Here is a 19,005-nt window from a genome sequence, read left to right as displayed (position 1 = left end):
TCAATCTCCAATTGAAGACGGTTCTGTGGCGGCGGCGTGACCGCCGGTGGTGCCGGGTAGCCGAAGCGCGATGCGCGTCGACGCTGCCTGCCGTTGGCTCTCGAATTGAATCTCGCCACGGCCGGCAAAGCTGCGCCAAGGACGGCGTCGCTTCAGCTCGCGGATGCCCGGCCACGAGAGATCCAATTCCGTTTGCGATGCGTTGAGTCGGCCGCCAATGGCGCTCTCAAAATTCAATTGCAACACTTCGGAAAAGATGGAAATCTGCTCGTCGATCATTGCTATATGCGTCGACATTTTCTCCCTTTCAGGGACTCCGCGGTGCACGCGATCATCTTTCCTGCGGCTTCCCGCAGCTTCCTCAGCAGCAACAGGAACAGGTCGGCATGAGCCCTCAAGCTCTCGTGACGGCCATTCTCTTGGGACTTGTGGTGGTGGCGTTCGGGCTGTTCTGGTGGGTCGGCAGCTATTCCGATCGCGTGTTCGCAAGCAGGTTCCGCACCCGCTTTCCGGAGAAGACGCTGAGCTACACCGGCGACCAGCTCGGCGAGCTGGTGCAGTCCGATCTGCGGATGAAATATGTCTTTCCGATCCTGTTTCCGCTCGACCTGATCGTCATGCTGGCGCTGGCGGGTGCGATGGGGGCGGCGTCATCGCACTGGCTCAGCCGGATCTACCCGTCCGCTGCGTGGCTCGGCCTGGTCGTGCCGGCGGTGTACCTGCTCAGCGACCTGATCGAGGATTGTCTCCTGGTATGGCTGCTGCTGCACGGCGACCCGCATGCGGCGGCGCGGTCTGTCTCGATCCTGAAGGCGATCACGACGATCAAGCTGGTCGGCATCTTCGCCTCGATCGCTCTGACATTGGCTGCGTTCGTCGGGTGGCTGTTCCACGGCGAGTCGCTTGCCATCTAAGTGCGGCGGGCGGCCTATTGATAGGTCGCGACGATATCCGACACGGCACGCTCGAGCTGCTGCGCGGTCGCGCACTGCCGCAACACGCTGCAGAAGGTCGCGTAGCGCGGCATCTCGGAATCGCCAAAACCCCAGACCATGCGGCCCTCGGGATTGAGCCAGACCAGCCGTTTGGAGCGCTCGCCGATCCGGCGCAGGATGTCGGCGCGCGGATCGAGGTTGTTGCTGCGGGCGTCGCCGAGCACGATCACCGTGGTCTGCGGCGTGATCGCGCTCATCCAATTGTCCTCGAAATCGGCGAAGGAATTGCCATAGTCGGATGAGCCGAAGCCGACCTTGGACATGATCTCCTTCATCGCCTCTTCCGGCGATTTCGATTCCAGGATGTCGCTGACCTCGATCAGGTGGCCCGAGAAGGCGAACGAGCGGACGTCGTCCACCACTTCGTGCAGGCTGTGGATCAGGAGCAGGAAGAAGTCCGAGACGCGGGCGACCGAGCCCGAGACGTCGCATAGCGCGACGATCTTCGGCCGGTCGCGATGCTTGCGCTTCCACGCTGTGAGGAAGGGGACGCCGCCCCAGGCTGCGTTGCGGCGTAGCGTGCGGCGGACGTCGAGATGACCGCGGCGCTGGCGCTTGCGCGGCTTGGAATAGCGCTCGCGCAGCCGGCGCGCGATCTGGCGGATCAGCGCGCGCATCTGCTCGACCTGCCGCGGCTCGATCCGCGCCAGCGGCGCGTTGCGCAGGATCTCGTTGCGCAGATTCTCCGCTTCCTCGCGCCCGTAGAGCAGCAGGGCCTGCGAGACCGCATCGCGAACGGTGCCGCGCAAGCCGTTGAGCGCCTCCTGCAGCCGTTCGGCGAGCGCGGGATTGCGCGTGGTCTGGTCGTCGATGTCGTCGCGCAGGCGCTGGATCCCCATCGCATCGAGGATGCGGGTCTGGAAGATGCCGCGCTGGGTGAAGTAGCGGATATCCGGCAGCGAGGCGGCGCCGGAGGCGTTGGCGATCGCGCTCGATATCGCGGAGCGATCCTGCGACAGCAGCATCTGCGCCAGCGGCCCGACGTTCTCGCTGGCGGCGCCGCCCGACGCATCGCCATGCTCGTCGGCCGATGGGTTGGCACCGGATTCGCTGCCGTCGTCGGTCTTGCTCTGCTCGGCGTTCTCCTGCTGCGGCTCGGGCTGGCTGAAGAACAGGTCGAAGCATTCGCCGAGCGCGCGCTTCTCGTCCTGGGTCTTGGCCAGCGTCAGCAGGAAGGTGTCGCGCAGGATGTCGCGATCGGCAAAGCCGACCTGGGCGACCGCCCGCATCGCATCGATGCTTTCGGCGGGCGAGACCCGGACCCCGGCTCCCCGCGCCGCACGAAAGAAGCGATGCAGGTTCTCGCGCATCTTGGTTTAGCTGAACACGCCCTGGCGCGACGCCTTGGCGATGAAGGACGAAATCTGCGGTGTCGCGGCCTCGATATCGGCCTCGTATTTCAGGAGCACGTTGAGCGTGTCCTTGACGATCTCGTGGTCGAGCTCGCTGGCCTGCAGCAGCACCAGCACGCGCGCCCAGTCGATCGCCTCGCTGACCGAGGGCAGCTTCTTCAGGTCGAGCGAGCGGATCTCGTGGATGAAGCCGACCATCTGCTTGCGCAGCGTCTGCGAGATGCCGGGCACCCGGCTCTCGACGATGCGCTCCTCCAGCTTCTGTTCGGGGAAGCCGATGTGCAGATGCAGACAACGCCGCTTCAAGGCATCGCCAAGATCGCGCTCGCTGTTCGAGGTCAGGATCACGGTCGGCGGCGCCACTGCGGAGACGGTCCCGAGCTCGGGGATCGTGACCTGGAAGTCCGAGAGGATTTCCAGCAGCAGCGATTCGAATTCGGCATCCGACTTGTCGATCTCGTCGATCAGGAGCACGCAGCCGGCCGGCTGCTCCAGCGCCTGCAACAGCGGCCGCGGCTCGACGAACTCCTTGGAGAAGAACACATCGCCGAAGGTGTGGAGCTGGTCGAGCGCAGCCGCCAGCGACTGCGCGCCGCCGAGCACCTCGCCGAGCTTGTCCTTCAGGATCTGGGTGTAGAGCAGCTGCTTGGCGTATTTCCACTCATACAGCGCCTTGGCCTCGTCGAGGCCCTCATAGCATTGCAGGCGGATCATCTTCATGCCGCGCCATGCGGCGATCGCCTTCGCCAGCTCGGTCTTGCCGACGCCGGCAGGGCCCTCGACCAGGATCGGCTTCTCGATCTGCTGCGACAGATAGACCGCGGTCGCGATCTGCCGGCTCGCAATATAGCCTTGCGCGGCGAGGCCGCTTTCCACGGCCTCGATCGAGGCGGTGGGCCTGGTGTCAGCCACGAGGATCAGCTCCGAATTTGCCTTGAACTCGGACCTGTTCTGCGCCCGTTGCGGACAAAGCACAAGGCTCGTTTGGCCCGCATAGCGCATGGTTCCGGGGTATTCCGCCAAGCGCAATACGGGCTACGCTTGTTAGCGTGTAGTTCGAACCTCCCCTTGAAAAGGGGAGGTCGCTTTGCTCGCCAGAGCAAAGCGGGTGGGGATCTACTCTCTCCATCAACGCCGGCGTCTGCGGCTGACCCCCATCCCCCTTTCAGGGGGAAGGAGAAGAATCTCGTAGCCCGGCTACCGTCAACCCGCGCAGCTCTTCACGAAATCCTTGCGCTGCTGGCCCGTGATCTTCTGGTCGATGGCCTGCTTCAGGCAGTCGAGATGCGCCTGCGCCATGCAGAGCTGCATCTGGTCGTGCCGGTCCTGACCCTTCAGCGCCTTCGCCGCGCTCTGGCAGGCCGCGCGCTTCGCGCCGGGCACGGGCGCCGCCGTCGACGCGCTCTGTTGCGCGGGAGCTGCCACCGGCGCTGTTGTGGGGGCTGGTGTTGTCTGCGCGAGCGCTGCGACCGGGATCAGCAGCGAACCAGCGGAGACAAGGGCGACGACAAGACGTTTCATGGGAAGTGCCTCCGCGAGGCATGATCCGGAGAAGTGGACGTCGGTTTTCCGGAACGTCATGCTCAGACCAGGAAAGGGGTCACGATGCGATCGCGCCGTGACCCGGGGGGAGGCCGACAATTAGAAGCCGCCGCGTGAATGCGGCATGAACAGGCGCGTAGCCCGCTTCACCTCAGCGTGAGGCCGGTCGCGGCTTCAAGCTCGCCGATCGCCTGCGCGGCATTCGCGACCTTGATCGTGGTCATGCCCATCTCGCGCGCCGGCTTCAAATTGACGCCGAGATCGTCGAGATAAACGCAGTTCTTCGGGTTCACCTGCAGCGTCTCCACCATCATCTGGTAGATCCGTGGGTCGGGCTTGCGCAGGCCGATCTTCGCGGACTCGATGACGTGATCGAACAGCGCCATCACCTCGGCGACATAGAGCGTGCGTCCGCTGCGGCTGCCGATCGCGTTCGCCGGCAGGTTGTTGGTGATGCAGCCGGTCTTGAATTTCGCCTTGATGCGCTTCAGCGCCTCGACCATCTCGGGGCGCAGGTCGCCGGAGAGCAGCGGCAGCACGTCCTTGCCGCGCACCTCGGCGCCGAGCGCCTTCGATTCCGTGGCGAACAGCGCGTCGAACGCGTCGATATCGATCTCGGCGCGCTCGAACTTGGCCCAGGCGTTCTCGAGATGATTGGCGGCGTTGGTGCGGCGGATGATGTCGATCGGCAGGCCGCGCTCGGTCTCATAGCGCGCGAACGCCTCGAACGGCGAGGTGGTCAACACGCCGCCGAAATCCCAGATCACTGCCTCGATCATGCTTTCCTGCCCAATGATGCGTTGCTTGAGGAGCGGCTAACACGGATCGCAGACCGGGACCAGCCCGATCCGGCGCTTGTTCGGTGCTCGTTCGGCGCTTGGCGACCCGCGCGGAGCGGGCTATTGCTTCGCCGATGAAGACATCCCGCCTGATCCTCGCCGTTCTCGTGTCGCTGGTCTGCCCTCCGGCTTTCGCCATCGTCGGCGGCGGCGCGCCGTCGACGGATGGCGTTGCGCGCTCCGTCGTCACGATCGTCGGCTCGCGCGGCAATTTCTGCACCGGTGCGCTGATCGCGCCGAAGGTCGTGCTGACCGCGGCACATTGCGTGCAGCCCGGCGCCGATTACAAGATTGTCGAATATGGCGCGGACAGGCAGCCGAAGCTGCAGGACGTCAGGACGGTTGCGATCCATCCCGGCTTTCGGATGCAGGCGATGACCAATCATGTCGCGACCGCCGATGTCGCGCTGCTGCAGCTCGAGGCGCCGGCCGCAGGCAAGGCGCCGGCCGCGCTCGGCATGCCAAACATTCCGATCCAGGTCGGCGGCCGCTTCACCATCGCGGGCGTCGGCGTCACCGTGCGTGGTGACGGCAAGAGCGGCGGCGCCACCCGCGTCGCCGGCCTGATCGCGAGCGGCAAGCCCGGCACGTTGCAGATCCGTCTCGTCGATCCGGTCGGGCAGGGCGTGCGCGACGGGCTCGGGGCCTGCACCGGCGATTCCGGCGCGCCGGTGTTCGAGGACAAGCAGGGCGGCCCCGCAATCGTCGGCGTGGTGAGTTGGTCGACGGGACCGAACGGCGCCGCCGGCTGCGGCGGCATCACCGGCGTGACGCCGCTGACACTCTATCGCGACTGGGTGATGCAGACCGCGCGGCAGTGGGGTGCGAGCTTTTAGAGCGTTTTCAAGCGAAGTGGATACCGGTTCGCGTGAAGAAAACGCGTCAAAACAAGAATCTAGAGCCCCGTTCCGATTCCATCGGAACGGGAAAAGCTCTAGCGCGCGGTGGCGGTCGAAGCGCTGACGGGCTCAGAGTTCCGTCATCCCCGCGCAAAGGCTTCGCCTTTGTCGCTGGAGGAGCCGCGAAGCGGCGTCTCGAAGGATGCACGGCCACCAGCCGGGCCGTGCATCCTTCGAGGCTCGCTCCGCTCGCACCTCAGGATGACGGGGAAGGAAAAAGCGAGTATCGAACCCTAATGCCCCGCGGCCTTGTTCGCGGCGGCGTTGTTCAGCACGATCAGGCCGTCGACGGCGACGCCGAGCTTGCTGTTGATCAGGAACGGGTTGACGTCGATCGAGGCAATGCGGCCATTGGCGTCGGCCATCAGGTTGGAGAGCCCGACCAGCGCCTTCACTGCCGACGGCTCGTGCAGCGCGGGCTTGCCGCGATAGCCCTTCATCTTGACCCCGGCCTTGGTCCTGGCGATCAGCTCCTTCGCCTCGGCGGCGTCGAGCGGCGCGCCGGCGAGCGCGACGTCCTTCATCAGCTCGATATCGACGCCGCCGGTGCCGAACAGCACGACGGGGCCCATCTCGGCGTCGAGCGAGGCGCCGACCACGAGCTCGAGGTCGGCCTTGACCTGCTGCGCGATCAGGATGCCCTCGAGCTTCGGCTTGCCCTTCAGCTTCTTCACCCGCGCGGTGATGTCGTTGAAGGCTTTCTTCACCTCGGCCGCATTGGCAAGGTTCAGCACCACGCCGCCGATATCGGATTTGTGCAGGATGTCGGGGCTGACCACCTTGGCGACCACCGGGAAGCCGATTTGCTTGGCGATCTTCACGGCCTCCGCCGCGGTCTGCGCGACCTCTTCCTTTGAGATCGGGATGCCATAGGCCTTGAGCAGCTTCTTCGAGGCAACCTCGTCGAGCGCGGCGGCGCCGTTGGCGGCCTTCAGCGTCTTCTCCAGCACCGCGCGCGCAGATGCCGTCGAGCTCGACGCGATATCGGGCACTTCCTTGCGCAGGCCGGCATATTCGATCAGCGACTTGATCGCGCCGACCGCGCGGTCGAGGCCCTGCATGACCGCGATATCGGGCAGCGACTTGCGCAGTCCCTTGGTGAATTCGGTGAAGCCGATCGACATCGCGCTGATATAGATCACCGGCTTGTTGGCCGGGCCCGCCATCTCGTTGACGATGCGCAGATTGCGCTCGCGCAGCTCGTGTGGCGCCTTCGGCAGCTCGGCATCGATGATGACGATATCGGTGTCGGGATCGTCGATCATGATCTTGATCGACTTCATGTAGACGGAAGGATCGACCACCGCCGCGAAGCCGGCGTCGAGCGGATTGCCGACGATGCTGCCGGGGCCAAGCATCTTCGCCAGCTGCTCCGAGGCGTTCGGACTCAGCGGCGCGAAGTTCAGCCCGGCGGAATAGAACGCGTCGATCAGGAGCCCGCGCTTGCCGCCCGACAGCGACACCGCCGCGAGGCGGTTGCCCTTCGGCGGATCGGCATGGACGAAGCACTCGGTGGTTTCGATCAGTTCATCCAGCCCACGCACCCGGATCACGCCTTCGCGGGTCGAGATCGCATCGAAGGTCTCGATCGAGCCGGCGAGCGCGCCGGTATGTGCCATCGCCGCCGCGCGGCCGCCTTCGGAGGCGCCGAGCTTGAGCGCGATCACCGGCTTGCCGGCGGCGCGCGCGGCCTTGCAGGCATCGCGGAATACCTTCGTATTCCTGACGCCTTCGAGATAGACCACGATGACACGGATGCTCGGATCGGCGGCGAAATAGCTCATCAGGTCCGGGGTCTCGAGGCCGGATTCATTGCCGGTCGTGACCATGTAGCCGACGCCGACCCCACGATCCTCCAGCGCCTGGCGGATCGCCATCACGATCGCGCCGGATTGGCCGGCGATCGCCACCGCGCCCTGCTCCATGGTGACGATGCGGTCGTCGATATTGGTGAACAGGTTCTCGCCGGCGCTGAGATTGCCGAGGCAATTCGGACCGGTGACCGCAAGCCCGGTCTCCTTGATCGCCTGTTTCAGCTCGACCGCGAGGCGCTGGCTCTCTTCATCCTGCAATTCGCTGAAGCCGGAGGTGACGATGGTCGCCGAGCGCGCGCCGGCCGCCGCCGCATCGCGGATCACCTGCACCGCAAACCGGGCCGGCACCAGCACCAGCACATGGTCGGGTTTTTCGGGAAGGCTGGCGAAGTCCTTGTAGCAGGTGACGCCCCAGATCGCTTCGCGCTTGGCGTTGATCGGATAGAGGCCGCCGGCATATCCGTATTTAACCAGATTGTTCCAGATCCGTTCGGCGTAATTGCCGGGCTTGTCGGTGGCACCGACCAGCACGATGTTGCGCGGATGCAGCATCGCGTGGATGCTCTTGACGATATCACTGGCGTCAGCGGGCGGCGCCCATTCGTGGGACACATGAGACGCGGTGCTTGCGAAAGCTTCCATGGAGCCTGCCCTTATCCTTGTTGTCTTTGTTTCCTCTGGCCACGGCGGATCACCGTGAGACGCGCGATTTTTCATTGTTTTTATGGCGAGGGAAAGGGGGTAGCAACTCATGCCGGCGCAGGTCAGGGCACCGCGCGCAATATCCCGGCAGGCGCAAAATTGATTGCGTATCAGGAACCCGATCCGCGCGGGCGCGAATCCGTTTCGACCAAAGTCGCGTGCAACAGATAACGCTCGGGCCCCGATGTCAGCGCATCGAACGGCCAGCAGGTCGACAGCACCAGTTCACGACGGTCGGTGAGCGGATCGATCCCCGATTGATCGAAGCGGACCACCGAACTGCGATCGGCCCGATAGCGAAACATCTTGCCGTCGCTGCGCGTGACGTCGATCTCGTCACCGATTGTGACATCCCTGAGAAAGTGAAAATGCGTATCGCGGTGAGCGGAATAGACCGCGACGCCCCGCTCGCCGGCATCGACTGTCTGTTCGACATGGCCGGGGCCGAACGCCAGCGCCTGGCCGCTGCTGCCGGCAAGCACGATCGCGGAGGCGTGCAGACGCTTCACCTCGATCCGCGCCACTGGCCAGGTATCGGCCCAGCTCCACGGCCTCACCGGCTGGCCGGTCGCGATGCTTTGTGTGAAGGCGCGCTCCAGCAGCACCTGTGCGAGCAGCGCCTTGGCGTGGATATAGGCGCCCTGGCCGAACAGGATCAGGCCGATGAGGGCGAAGGCGAGGAGTGGGATGAAGCGGGGCATTGTTGCGCCTGTTGCTGTCATTCCGGGATGGTCTGAAGGACCAGACCCGGAATCTCGAGATTCTCAGGCGCGCAAGCGCGCACCATAGTTCGATGCTGCGCATCGCCCCGGAATGACATTGCGGGTTGGAAAAAAGTTGCGCGCGCGGCCCCTGGGGGACGGGTGGGAACGCCGCGCGCGCTCTTGAAGGAGGAGGTTGGGGGGCACCTCCTCCTTTCATCCGACGTCATTGGGGCGACGTCTGACGCCGGTTGAACACCAGGAGGAGAATGCTCACCGTGAGCAGGATCACGCCCGCGATCATCTTCAGCTCCGCATCGGTCGCGGTCTTCGGCAGCTGGATCGTGCCGGGACCGTGCGTGGCGACCGGTGACCGCTTCAGCGCAGCGAGCTGCAGCTTGCCGTCGCCGGCGCGCCGCTCGCCCGGGACGGCCGGCAGACTCGGACGCTCGCCGAACAGCTTCGCGAAATCCCAGCCGGCGGGCAGGTTGAGCGGGAGTTCGCTCAACTTCAGCGGCTCGCCTTCCGGGCGGCTCGGCGTCTTGTCGACCGCGACAAGGCTGGTCAGCCGCGTGACGAGCTGATGCTCCAGCGCCAGCGCGAGGATGGTCTTGTCGGCGTCCTCGGGGTTCTGCTGCCGCGTGGTGCATGCGACCTCGGCATCGGCGATCTTGCGGCGCGCCCACAGTTTCGACAGGCCCTTGCCTTCAGCGGCATTCGCGAGCGGCAGCGTCACGCTCCACGGGTGGTCGCCAATGCGACCCTTGATCTCGACTGAGCCGGCCAGCTTGTCGAGCTTGGCGGCCAGCACCAGCGGCTCGTCGCGATAGACGTCAGGCAGTGCCGACGGTGTCAGGTCGGCCGTCGCCTCGGAGAATTTCGCGGAGAGGCTAGTCACCGCGGGATTTTCCAGCTTGGCGAACAGGCCGCGCATGCGCTCGTCGACCTGCTCGACCGAGCCGATATGGGTGAAGGTGCCGCGGCCGAGTTCGGCGGCGCGCGTCATCAGATAGGTGTTCGGCGCCGAGCCGATGCCGACCATGAACACCCGCGAGCGGCCGCGCAGCGCGCTGATGGTCTCGAACAATTGCTGCTCGTTGCCGATGGCGCCGTCGGTCAGGAACACGACCTGACGGACGTAATTGGCGTCGTCATGGTTGGTGTCGGACAGCGCTGCGCGCATCGCCGGCACCATCTCGGTGCCGCCGCGGGCCTGCAGCGCGCTGACGAACGCCGTCGCGTTGCCGACATTGGCGTTGTTTGCCGCGACCGGTGCCGGATACAGCGTGTCCATGGTGTCGTCGAACCGGATCACGTTGAAGCGATCGGTCGGCTGCAGGCGACCGAGCGCGTAAGTCAGGCTCGCTTTGGCCTGGATGATCGAGGTGCCACCCATCGAACCGGAATTGTCGATCACGAAGATCACTTCGCGCGGCAACGGCTTCTGTTGCGCCTGCTCGACCGACGGCGGGGTGACGAAAGCGAGCAGATAGTCGGAATTGCCGACATGCTCGCGGAATAGCCCGACCGACGGCGCCTTCTCGGCGGCCGGCTTCCAGGTGAGCTCGAAATCACGATCGGCCGGCACCGGGCCTTCGGCGAGCTTGACGAGCCGCGTGGTGCTGTCGGGGCTCTCGATCCTGACCTGGTGGAAATGGCTCTTCACCTCGCCGAGCGGGAAGCCGGCGTTGAGGCGCACCGTGATGTTGGTCGGATTGACCGGCGCATTCTCCGCCGGATCGAGCACTTGCGAGGCAATGCGGTCGCGGTCCGGCACGGGATCGGTTGACGTGGCGCCCCAGCCGTTGCCATCGGCGCGAAGGTCGACGCTCTGCACCACCGGGCGCGGATTGTAGCGCGGGCCGACCACCATCGGCACCCGCAGCGAGAATTCGCTGCCGTTCTGCTGCACCGGCTCCTGATATTCGATCTGCACCAGCACGGTTTCGCCGGGGCCGATATTGGCGACCGAATTGGTGAAGATGTTGGGCCGCTCCTGTTCGGTGAGCGCGGCCTTTTGGCCGTTCTGCTTGGCCTGCTCGTAGACGGCGCGAGCCTGTTGCCGCTCCTTGATGTCGCCGACCACGACGCGGTCGCCGACCACCATCTTCAGCGTGTCGACCGCGCCGCCCGCCGGCAGCGGATAGACATAGGTCGCCTCCACCCAGTCCTTGGTCGGGTTGCGGAAGATCTGCGTGACGCGGGCGCGGACCGTCGGACCCGACACCGTGAGGTCGACGTCGATGCCGAGCCTGGTCGCGTCGGCATAGCCGTCGTCGGTCTTGAACAGCAGCGAGCCGGAACGTGCATCGCTCGGCCGCAGCACCGCCTGTCGCGGCAGCTCGGCCGACCACACCGGATCGAAGCTCACGAACAAGGCTGCAAAGCCGATCGCCAGCGCGGCCACACCTTCCACCAGAAAGAACAGCGCAATGCGCATCCTGCGCGACAGGCGGATCTGCGGGCTGCTCTCACCTGCATCGTAAATCGTCATTTTCGTCACTCCCGAGCGAGGCTTTCGCTGCCTCGCGATCATGGAGAACGGCGGTTTTGGCGCGAGCAGAATGATCGGCAATGATTGGCCGCCGTCCGGCGCGCCCCGCCGCCGGTAAGGCGGATTTGTGCGGTTTGGTGATGGATTGTCCGGTCTGCTAGACTGCGCGGAATCAAGGGGAACCGGGCAGGAATCTGGATGCCGACGCCTGATAAGCAGCTATCCGCCGAGCAGAGCCAGCAGGTCGCGGAGACCATCCGCGAGGAAATCGCGCGCCGCCGCATCTCGCGGCAGACGCTGGCCGAGCAGGCCAAGCTCAGCCTCTCGACCCTGGAGAAGGTGCTCGGCGGCCGCCGCCCGTTCACGCTTGCGACCACCGTGCGGCTGGAGCAGGCGCTGGGTGTGTCCTTGCGCAAGCTGCCGGAGACGATCACGGTGGCCGCACCCGCCAATGGCGGGATCGCACCCGACAGCCTCGGGTCCTATTCGCGCCGCGCGGTGGCGCGGATCGAAGGGACCTACATCACGGTGCGGCCGTCGTTCGGCGAGCAGGGCGCGCTCTACGCCTATCGCACCGAAATCGCCTGGGACGAAGCGGCGTCATCGCTCGGCTTTCGCGAGGGCGAGCGGCAGGACGCCGACTATACGCAATACGGCGAAGTCGCGGTGCCCAATGAATCCGGCTTCGTCTACCTCGTGACCAACAGGCACGGCCAGCATCGCGTGATCACGGTGTCGCGCCCGCGCAATTCCGGCGAGATGTACGGCATCATCACGACGCTGCTCGCCGGCCGCGGCTCGCTGCTGACGCCGGTCGCCGCGCCGATCGCGTTCCTGCCGGTGAAGAACGTGCCCAAGCCCAGCCTCGGCCGGGTGTCGGCGGATGACGCGAACTACGCCGCCTATCGCGAGCATTTGCGTCGAACGATCGATGAGCCGTTCGCGATTTTCTTGCCGGGATGACAACGGCAGAGTTAGGTCCGTCATCCTGAGGTGCGAGCCTTGCGGCGCGATTGCGCCGCTGGGCGAGCCTCGAAGGATGCACGGCCCGTATGCATCGACTCGGGAGAGAGCCCGGCCGTCGACCCTTCGAGACGCCGCTTCGCGGCTCCTCTGGGTGACGGTGAGATAGCTTGCGCGTCGCTCGGCTTCACCCGCGATCCGCAAAAAGCAACGAAGCCGCCCGGATGGGCGGCTTCGCGATGGCTGATGTTTGGTGGCGGTGCGCGTCGCGCTAGCCGCCGGTCTCGGCGCTGATGATGTCACCGAACAGCTCCCACTGCCCGTTCTTGAACTGCATCATCTTGAGCTGCTCGACCGGTGCGAAGTCGGTCGCGCTGGTGTTGATCCTGATGCCGGGGATCAGCGTGTCGGGCGCAAAATCCTTCAGGCTGGCGGCCTGCTTCATCACGTTCTCACGCGTCAGGTTGTCGCCGGCCTGCTTCAGCACCTGCACCATGGTCTGCGCGGCGGCGTAGCCATAGACCAGATTGGCGTCGGCGAGGTTGCCGCCCGGCATGTACTTCTCGGCGAAGGCCATGAACTTCTTCATGCCCTCGTCATTCTTCCATTGCGGATCGGACGCGTCCTTCAGATAGCCGGCCGACAGCACGCCTTCGGAAGCTTCAAGCCCGGCGGGCTTCATCACCGCGCCGATCGAGATCGAGACGTCGGTCATCACCTGCATCGGCTTCCAGTTGAGCTCGGCGATCTTCTTGATCGCCTGCGCCGCGAATTTCGGCGTCGAGATGTTGACGAACACGTCGGCGCCGGTGTCCTTCAGCTTGACGATGTGGGAGTCGATCGACGGTTCGGTGGTCTCGTAGCTCTCTTCGGCGACGATCTTGACGCTCGACTTGTCGAGGATCTCCTTCAGGCCGACCAGGTAATCCTTGCCGAAATCGTCATTGGCATAGAAGATCGCGACCTTGGCATCCGGCTTGGCTTTCAAGATGTACTTGCCGAAGATCCGCGCCTCGACGCGATAGCTCGGCTGGAAACCCATGGTCCACGGGAAATCCTTCGGATCGTTCCACTTGCTGGCGCCGGTGGCGAGGAACAGCTGCGGCACCTTCTTGGCGTTGTGATACTTCTGCACCGCGGTCTGGGTCGGCGTGCCCAGCGCGTTGAACACCAGGAACACTTCGTCGCTCTCGATCAGCTTGCGGATCTGCTCCACGGTCTTCGGCGGCGAGTAGCCGTCGTCATAGGAGATCCAGTTGATCTTGCGGCCGTTGATGCCGCCCTGGTCGTTGATCATCTTGAAATAGGCTTCTTCGGTCTTGCCGATGACGCCGTAGGCGGAGGCGGGACCGCTATAGGCCTCGACATTGCCGATCTTGATCTCGGTGTCGGAGGCGCCGGTATCATACTTCTTTTGTGCAAAGGCGGCCTTGGTGGAGAGCAGGCAGAGCGCCGTGGCGGCTGCCAACAGCGACAGTGTTGTTGTTTTCATAAAGGCAATTTCCTCGATTGATCTTGGTTGGGGACTTACGCAACGAACCCGCAGCCGGTCCCGGCAGACGGCAGCGGGGCAATCCTTGTCGCGGCGAATCCGGAACGCGCGGCGCGCGTCTGGCTCACGCTGCGGTATCGGTTGGCTTCGGCCGGCTGAATTGCTGCCGGAGCGTCGGCTTATGAATTTTGCCTGTCGCGTTCCGCGGCAGGACCTCGATGAATTCGATCCGGCGCGGGCATTTGAACCGCGCCAGATTGGCCTGGCAATGCGCGTGGACCTCGGCCGGGGTCAGCGAATGGCCGGATTTCACGGCGATGATCGCCATGCCGACTTCGCCCCATTGCTCGTCGGGGATGCCGATCACGGCGGCTTCGGCGACGGCGGCCAGTTGATGCAGCACGCTCTCGACCTCGGCCGGATAGACGTTCTCGCCGCCCGAGATGTACATGTCCTTCCAGCGGTCGACGATGTAGTAGAAGCCTTCCTCGTCGATCCGCGTGGCGTCGCCGGTGTGCAGCCAGCCGTCGGTGAAGGAGGAGGCATTGGCGTCCGGCCTGTTCCAGTAGCCCGGCGTGATGTTCGGGCCCTTGACCCAGAGTTCGCCGAGCTCGCCGATTGCGGCGTCGCTGCCGTCGGGCCGCACGATGCGGACCTCGGTGTGCAGCACCGGCTTGCCGGAGGAGCCGGCCTTGCGCGCGGCATCCTCGCGGTCGAGCACCATCACCGCCGGCGACGTCTCGGTCATGCCGTAGCCCTGCTGCAGTGCGACGCCGCGCGCCTCCCAGGTCTTGAGCAGCGGCACCGGCATCGGCGCGCCGCCGACGCCGCCAATCACGAGGCGGCTGAAATCCGCTGTGGCGAAGGAGGGATGCTGCGCCATGAACTGGTAGATCGCGGGCACGCCGAAGAACACGTTGATGCCCTGCGTGGGATCGCCGATCAGCTTCAGCGCCTCGCCGGGATCGAACGCGCGCATGATCAGCACGGTGCCGCCGGCATGCAGCACCGGGTTGGTGTAGCAATTCAGCCCGCCGGTGTGGAACAGCGGCAGCACCGTCAGCAGCACCGAGGCCGGCGAGATGTAGGCGGGGCCGCCGAGATTGACGCAATTCCAGAACGTCATCCCATGCGTGATGATCGCGCCCTTCGGCTGGCCCGTCGTCCCCGAGGTGTACATGATGGTCGAGATGTCATCGAGCATGACCTCCTCGAACCGTTCGAGCGGCGCGGCTGCCGCAATGCCGGTCTCATAGGCGCCGCCCGGGCCGAGCCTCACGGTCGCAGCGACATTGCAGAGCTTTGCCACCGCAAGCGCGGTCTCGGCGAGGTCGTCGTCATGGATCATCACCTTCGGCGCGGCGTCGCCGGTGACGTAGCGCAGCTCGGGAACGGTGAGGCGGGTGTTGAGCGGCAGAAAGATCGCGCCGATCCGGAAGCAGGCGAACTGCACCTCCAGCGTATCCGTCGTGTTCAGCGCCAGCACCGCGACGCGGTCGCCGCTGGCAACCTTGAGCCCATCGCGCAGCCAGGCCGCGAGCCGCGACACGCGGGCGTCGAGCTCCGCATAGCTGAAGCGGCGTCCGCTGGCGAGATCGACAAGCGCCATCTTGTCCGGCGTGCGCCGGCGATGATGCGCGATCCAGTCGTAGTAACGAACCGGCAAATTTCCCTCCTCCGGAACGGCAGTCTTGCGCCGCCTGTTCCTGGCTCAATTGATGCCATGAATTGGCAGTGGAGGGGGCGTATAAGGATACTGTCTTGCGTTTAGTGGCTGGCAAATCGCCGGACCGGGCGTCGGCACCGATGGCAGCCACTCGACGCAAGTGAACCGGGAGAAATCCGGACATCGTCGGAGGGAAGAATCAACGGAGCACGCGGATGGCAAACCCGTTCTACACCGGCGAGCATGAGGCCTTTCGCGAGGTGATGCGGCGCTTTGTTGCCAGGGAAATCGAGCCTTATGCCCATCAATGGGACGAGGACGGCGAGTTTCCGCGCGAGCTCTATGCCAAGGCGTCCGCGATCGGGCTACTCGGCCTCGGCTTCCCGGAAGAATATGGCGGCATCGCCGCCGACCAGTTCATGAGAATCGTGGCCTCGCAGGAGCTGGCGCGTGCCGGCGCCGGCGGCGTCTCCTCGAGCCTGATGAGCCACACCATCGGTTCGCCGCCGATCGCCCGTGCCGCGCGACCCGAGGTCAAGGCGCGGGTGCTGCCGGAGGTGCTCGCCGGCAAGAAGATCTCCGCGCTCGCGATCACCGAGTCGAGCGGCGGCTCCGATGTCGCGAACCTGCGCACCAGGGCGCGGCGCGACGGCGATCACTACGTCGTCTCCGGCGAGAAGACCTTCATCACCTCGGGCATGCGCGCCGACTATCTGACGGTCGCGGTGCGCACCGGCGGCGAAGGTCCCGGCGGCGTCAGCCTGCTGTTGATCGAAGGCAATACGTCCGGTCTGTCCCGCACCAAGCTGAAGAAGATGGGCTGGTGGGCGTCGGATACCGCGACGCTTCACTTCGACGAATGCCGCGTGCCGGTCGAGAACCTGATCGGCGAGGAAGGGCAGGGCTTCAAGATCATCATGCAGAACTTCAACAGCGAGCGCATGGGCATGGCGGCGAGCTGCACCGCCTATGCGCGGGTCTGCCTCGACGAGGCGGTCACCTATGCCAAGGAGCGCAAGACGTTCGGCAAGCCGATCGCGCAGCACCAGGTGATCAGGCACAAGATCGTCGACATGGCACAGAAGGTTGCGGCCTCGCAGGCGATGCTGGAAATGCTGGCATGGCGGCTCGGCCAGGGCGAAAGCCCGGTCGCCGAGATCTGCATGATGAAGAATCAGGCGACCCAGACCATGGCGCATTGCGCCTCCGAGGCGGTGCAGATCTTCGGCGGCGCCGGCTTCATGCGCGGCGTCAAGGTCGAGCGTATCTACCGCGAGGTCAAGGTCAACGCCATCGGCGGCGGCACCGAGGAGATCATGAAGGACCTCGCGAGCCGGCAGATGGGGTTGTGATCGCGTCAGGTGATGATGTGGTCGCGGCGAAAAGGCGGATTGTGAACCCTCCCCCTGAAAGGGGGAGGGCAGGGTGGGGGTCAAGCCGCGAGTCGGACTGCTAGTTTGACCCCCACCCGGCCCGCTCGGCATAGCCGAACGTGCCGACATCCCCCTTTCAGGGGGAGGTGAGAAGGCAAGGTCATTCCGGGGCGCGCGCCAGCGCGAACCCGAAATCCAGAGGTAATGGATCGAGATTCCGGGTTCGATGCTTCGCATCGCCCCGGAATGACAAAGGATAGTTCGAGAACATGCTCTTCACCGCCGACCACGACGAACCGCGCCGCGCTCTACAGAAGTTCATCGCGGCCGAGATCAATCCCCATGTCGACGAATGGGAGAAGGCCGACATCTTCCCGGCGCATGAGCTGTTCAAGAAGCTCGGCGATCTTGGCTTCCTCGGCCTCAACAAGCCGGTCGAGTTCGGCGGTCAGGGACTGGATTATTCCTACGCGCTGATGATGGCCGAGGAGCTAGGCGCCATCACCTGCGGCGGCGTGCCGATGGCGATCGGGGTGCAGACCGACATGGCGACGCCGGCGCTGGCGCGGTTCGGCTCCGACGAGGTGCGGCGCGAATTCCTCAGCCCGGCGATTGCCGGCGATCAGGTCGCCTGCATCGGCGTCTCCGAGCCCGGCGCCGGCTCCGACGTCGCCTCGATCAAGACCAGTGCGCGCGCCGACGGCGACGACTACGTCATCAATGGCGGCAAGATGTGGATCACCAACGGCACCCAGGCCGACTGGATCTGCCTGCTCGCCAACACCAGCGACGGCCCGGTCCATCGCAACAAGTCGCTGATCTGCGTGCCCATGAAGACAAAGGGCGTGCAGATCGCGCGCAAGCTCGACAAGCTCGGCATGCGTTCGTCGGATACGGCGCAGATCTTCTTCGACAATGTCCGGGTGCCGAAGCGCAACCGGATCGGCGAGGAGGGCCAGGGCTTCACCTACCAGATGATCCAGTTCCAGGAGGAGCGGCTGTGGGGTGCGGCCGCCTGCCTGAAGGCGCATGAATTCATCATCAACGAGACCATCGACTACACTCGCAACCGCAAGGCGTTCGGCGGCTCGATCCTCGACAATCAGGTGGTTCACTTCAAGCTCGCGGAAATGCAGACCGAGGTCGAGCTGCTGCGCTCGCTGATCTATCGTGCCGGCGAGGCGCTGGTGGCCGGCGAGGACGTGACGCGGCTCGCGACCATGGCCAAGCTGAAGGCCGGCCGGCTCGGCCGCGAGCTTACCGATGCCTGCCTGCAATATTGGGGCGGCATGGGTTTCACCAACGAGACGCCGGTCAGCCGCGCCTATCGCGACAGCCGCCTGACCTCGATCGGCGGCGGCGCCGACGAGGTCATGCTCATGGTATTGTGCAAGATGATGGGCACGCTGCCTGGCCTGAAGCAAAAGGGAAACGCCTGATGATCACGCTCTATCACTGCGACGCCGCGCGCTCGTTCCGTCCGCTGTGGATGCTGGAGGAGCTCGGGCTTGCCTATGAGCTGAAGATGCTGCCGTTCCCGCCGCGCGTGTTCGCCAAGGAATATCTCGGCATCAATCCGCTCGGCACCATCCCGTTCATGATCGATGGCGAGACCAGGATGACGGAGTCCTCCGGCATCTGCCATTATCTCGGCACCAAATACGGCCCGACGCCGCTGATCGTCGGCGTCGACGAGCCGGCCTATGGCGCGTTCCTGAACTGGATGTATTTTTCCGACGCGACGCTGACCTTCCCGCAGACGCTGGTGCTCCGCTACAGCCAGCTTGAGCCGGAGGAGCGGCGCAACCCGCAGGTCTCGGGCGATTATGCAAAATGGTTCCTGGGCCGCCTGCGCGCGGTCGAGGCCGCCGCCGCGAAGTCGGAATTCCTCTGCGCGGAACGCTTCACCGCGGCCGACATCGCCAACGGTTATGCGCTCCGTCTCGCCAGCAATATCGGCCTCGCCAAGGATTTCGGGCCGAATGTCGCGGCCTATTGGGCGCGGCTGCAGCAGCGCGACGGTTACCAGCGCGCGGTCGCGGCGGAGCAAAAAGCCGGTCAGGAACAGAACGTTGCGCCGCGGGCGCGGCGTTAGCGCTCGTCATTCCGGGATGGTGCGTTAGCACCAGACCCGGAATCTCGAGATTCCGGGTTCGATGCTGTCGCATCGCCC

At 65.0% G+C, this 19,005-nt stretch carries 16 protein-coding genes; 6 read left to right on the top strand and 10 right to left on the bottom strand.

Features of this window, described 5'->3' with window-relative positions; genetic code table 11:
- Positions 1–279 (bottom strand): hypothetical protein, encoded by a 279-nt coding sequence (locus ACVI1L_RS11315; protein WP_456782894.1) that lies wholly within the window; start codon positions 277–279, stop codon positions 1–3.
- A 107-nt stretch (positions 280–386) separates the two neighbouring features.
- Between ACVI1L_RS11315 and ACVI1L_RS11310 the strand changes: the two genes are divergently transcribed.
- Positions 387–914, top strand: coding sequence for a hypothetical protein (locus tag ACVI1L_RS11310; RefSeq protein WP_210262845.1), 528 nt, complete (start codon positions 387–389; stop codon positions 912–914).
- A 14-nt stretch (positions 915–928) separates the two neighbouring features.
- On the opposite strand, the gene ACVI1L_RS11305 is transcribed toward ACVI1L_RS11310, so the two are convergent.
- The 4 genes from ACVI1L_RS11305 to ACVI1L_RS11290 all read right to left on the bottom strand — a co-directional run bounded on the left by ACVI1L_RS11305 (position 929) and on the right by ACVI1L_RS11290 (position 4,668).
- Positions 929–2,305: a vWA domain-containing protein gene (locus ACVI1L_RS11305; protein ID WP_057021191.1), complete on the bottom strand. Its 1,377-nt coding sequence runs from the start codon at positions 2,303–2,305 to the stop codon at positions 929–931.
- Between the two features lie 6 nt (positions 2,306–2,311).
- Positions 2,312–3,259 carry an AAA family ATPase gene (locus ACVI1L_RS11300; RefSeq protein ID WP_021078095.1) on the bottom strand — a complete coding sequence of 316 codons (948 nt, stop codon included), beginning with the start codon at positions 3,257–3,259 and terminating at the stop codon, positions 2,312–2,314.
- A 291-nt stretch (positions 3,260–3,550) separates the two neighbouring features.
- On the bottom strand, positions 3,551–3,868 hold the full coding sequence (locus ACVI1L_RS11295) for a hypothetical protein (RefSeq protein WP_456782893.1): 318 nt from the start codon (positions 3,866–3,868) through the stop codon (positions 3,551–3,553).
- A 167-nt stretch (positions 3,869–4,035) separates the two neighbouring features.
- On the bottom strand, positions 4,036–4,668 hold the full coding sequence (locus tag ACVI1L_RS11290) for an HAD-IA family hydrolase (RefSeq protein ID WP_168857640.1): 633 nt from the start codon (positions 4,666–4,668) through the stop codon (positions 4,036–4,038).
- Between the two features lie 134 nt (positions 4,669–4,802).
- On the opposite strand from ACVI1L_RS11290, the gene ACVI1L_RS11285 reads away from it, so the two are divergent.
- Positions 4,803–5,564 (top strand): S1 family peptidase, encoded by a 762-nt coding sequence (locus ACVI1L_RS11285; RefSeq protein ID WP_456782892.1) that lies wholly within the window; start codon positions 4,803–4,805, stop codon positions 5,562–5,564.
- A 296-nt stretch (positions 5,565–5,860) separates the two neighbouring features.
- On the opposite strand, the gene ACVI1L_RS11280 is transcribed toward ACVI1L_RS11285, so the two are convergent.
- The 3 genes from ACVI1L_RS11280 to ACVI1L_RS11270 all read right to left on the bottom strand — a co-directional run bounded on the left by ACVI1L_RS11280 (position 5,861) and on the right by ACVI1L_RS11270 (position 11,284).
- Positions 5,861–8,083, bottom strand: coding sequence for an acetate--CoA ligase family protein (locus tag ACVI1L_RS11280; protein ID WP_456782891.1), 2,223 nt, complete (start codon positions 8,081–8,083; stop codon positions 5,861–5,863).
- A 170-nt stretch (positions 8,084–8,253) separates the two neighbouring features.
- Positions 8,254–8,844, bottom strand: coding sequence for a class GN sortase (locus ACVI1L_RS11275; protein WP_057021195.1), 591 nt, complete (start codon positions 8,842–8,844; stop codon positions 8,254–8,256).
- A 226-nt stretch (positions 8,845–9,070) separates the two neighbouring features.
- On the bottom strand, positions 9,071–11,284 hold the full coding sequence (locus ACVI1L_RS11270) for a marine proteobacterial sortase target protein (protein WP_456785538.1): 2,214 nt from the start codon (positions 11,282–11,284) through the stop codon (positions 9,071–9,073).
- A 252-nt stretch (positions 11,285–11,536) separates the two neighbouring features.
- Here ACVI1L_RS11270 and ACVI1L_RS11265 point away from each other — a divergent pair, with 252 nt between their 5' ends.
- A complete protein-coding gene (locus tag ACVI1L_RS11265) occupies positions 11,537–12,301 on the top strand; it encodes a helix-turn-helix domain-containing protein (protein ID WP_456782890.1) in 765 nt (254 codons plus the stop codon).
- Between the two features lie 271 nt (positions 12,302–12,572).
- Here ACVI1L_RS11265 and ACVI1L_RS11260 read toward each other — a convergent pair whose 3' ends face one another.
- Together ACVI1L_RS11260 and ACVI1L_RS11255 are read right to left on the bottom strand one after the other, a co-directional pair.
- Complete coding sequence (locus ACVI1L_RS11260; protein WP_456782889.1) at positions 12,573–13,793, bottom strand: ABC transporter substrate-binding protein; 1,221 nt, start codon at positions 13,791–13,793, stop codon at positions 12,573–12,575.
- Positions 13,794–13,917: 124 nt separating this feature from the next.
- Positions 13,918–15,459 (bottom strand): acyl-CoA synthetase, encoded by a 1,542-nt coding sequence (locus ACVI1L_RS11255; RefSeq protein WP_456782888.1) that lies wholly within the window; start codon positions 15,457–15,459, stop codon positions 13,918–13,920.
- Between the two features lie 215 nt (positions 15,460–15,674).
- Between ACVI1L_RS11255 and ACVI1L_RS11250 the strand changes: the two genes are divergently transcribed.
- The 3 genes from ACVI1L_RS11250 to ACVI1L_RS11240 all read left to right on the top strand — a co-directional run bounded on the left by ACVI1L_RS11250 (position 15,675) and on the right by ACVI1L_RS11240 (position 18,927).
- Positions 15,675–16,811, top strand: coding sequence for an acyl-CoA dehydrogenase family protein (locus ACVI1L_RS11250; RefSeq protein WP_456782887.1), 1,137 nt, complete (start codon positions 15,675–15,677; stop codon positions 16,809–16,811).
- A gap of 290 nt (positions 16,812–17,101) precedes the next feature.
- Positions 17,102–18,271: an acyl-CoA dehydrogenase family protein gene (locus ACVI1L_RS11245; RefSeq protein ID WP_057021200.1), complete on the top strand. Its 1,170-nt coding sequence runs from the start codon at positions 17,102–17,104 to the stop codon at positions 18,269–18,271.
- Complete coding sequence (locus ACVI1L_RS11240) at positions 18,271–18,927, top strand: glutathione S-transferase family protein (protein WP_456782886.1); 657 nt, start codon at positions 18,271–18,273, stop codon at positions 18,925–18,927. The genes ACVI1L_RS11245 and ACVI1L_RS11240 overlap by 1 nt, the downstream gene beginning before the upstream one ends.
- The last annotated feature ends 78 nt before the right edge of the window (positions 18,928–19,005 follow it).

The sequence above is a fragment of the Bradyrhizobium sp. USDA 4516 genome (genome assembly GCF_054055915.1).
This window is presented reverse-complemented; position numbering and strand designations above follow the sequence as displayed.

Excerpts from the sequence above, each read along its gene's own strand:
- ACVI1L_RS11315 (WP_456782894.1), bottom strand. The coding sequence starts at position 279 with ATGATCGACGAGCAGATTTCCATCTTTTCCGAAGTGTTGCAATTGAAT.
- ACVI1L_RS11310 (WP_210262845.1), top strand. The coding sequence starts at position 387 with ATGAGCCCTCAAGCTCTCGTGACGGCCATTCTCTTGGGACTTGTGGTG.
- ACVI1L_RS11305 (WP_057021191.1), bottom strand. The coding sequence starts at position 2,305 with ATGCGCGAGAACCTGCATCGCTTCTTTCGTGCGGCGCGGGGAGCCGGG.
- ACVI1L_RS11295 (WP_456782893.1), bottom strand. The coding sequence starts at position 3,868 with ATGAAACGTCTTGTCGTCGCCCTTGTCTCCGCTGGTTCGCTGCTGATC.
- ACVI1L_RS11290 (WP_168857640.1), bottom strand. The coding sequence starts at position 4,668 with ATGATCGAGGCAGTGATCTGGGATTTCGGCGGCGTGTTGACCACCTCG.
- ACVI1L_RS11285 (WP_456782892.1), top strand. The coding sequence starts at position 4,803 with ATGAAGACATCCCGCCTGATCCTCGCCGTTCTCGTGTCGCTGGTCTGC.
- ACVI1L_RS11280 (WP_456782891.1), bottom strand. The coding sequence starts at position 8,083 with ATGGAAGCTTTCGCAAGCACCGCGTCTCATGTGTCCCACGAATGGGCG.
- ACVI1L_RS11275 (WP_057021195.1), bottom strand. The coding sequence starts at position 8,844 with ATGCCCCGCTTCATCCCACTCCTCGCCTTCGCCCTCATCGGCCTGATC.
- ACVI1L_RS11270 (WP_456785538.1), bottom strand. The coding sequence starts at position 11,284 with ATGCGCATTGCGCTGTTCTTTCTGGTGGAAGGTGTGGCCGCGCTGGCG.
- ACVI1L_RS11265 (WP_456782890.1), top strand. The coding sequence starts at position 11,537 with ATGCCGACGCCTGATAAGCAGCTATCCGCCGAGCAGAGCCAGCAGGTC.
- ACVI1L_RS11260 (WP_456782889.1), bottom strand. The coding sequence starts at position 13,793 with ATGAAAACAACAACACTGTCGCTGTTGGCAGCCGCCACGGCGCTCTGC.
- ACVI1L_RS11250 (WP_456782887.1), top strand. The coding sequence starts at position 15,675 with ATGGCAAACCCGTTCTACACCGGCGAGCATGAGGCCTTTCGCGAGGTG.
- ACVI1L_RS11245 (WP_057021200.1), top strand. The coding sequence starts at position 17,102 with ATGCTCTTCACCGCCGACCACGACGAACCGCGCCGCGCTCTACAGAAG.
- ACVI1L_RS11240 (WP_456782886.1), top strand. The coding sequence starts at position 18,271 with ATGATCACGCTCTATCACTGCGACGCCGCGCGCTCGTTCCGTCCGCTG.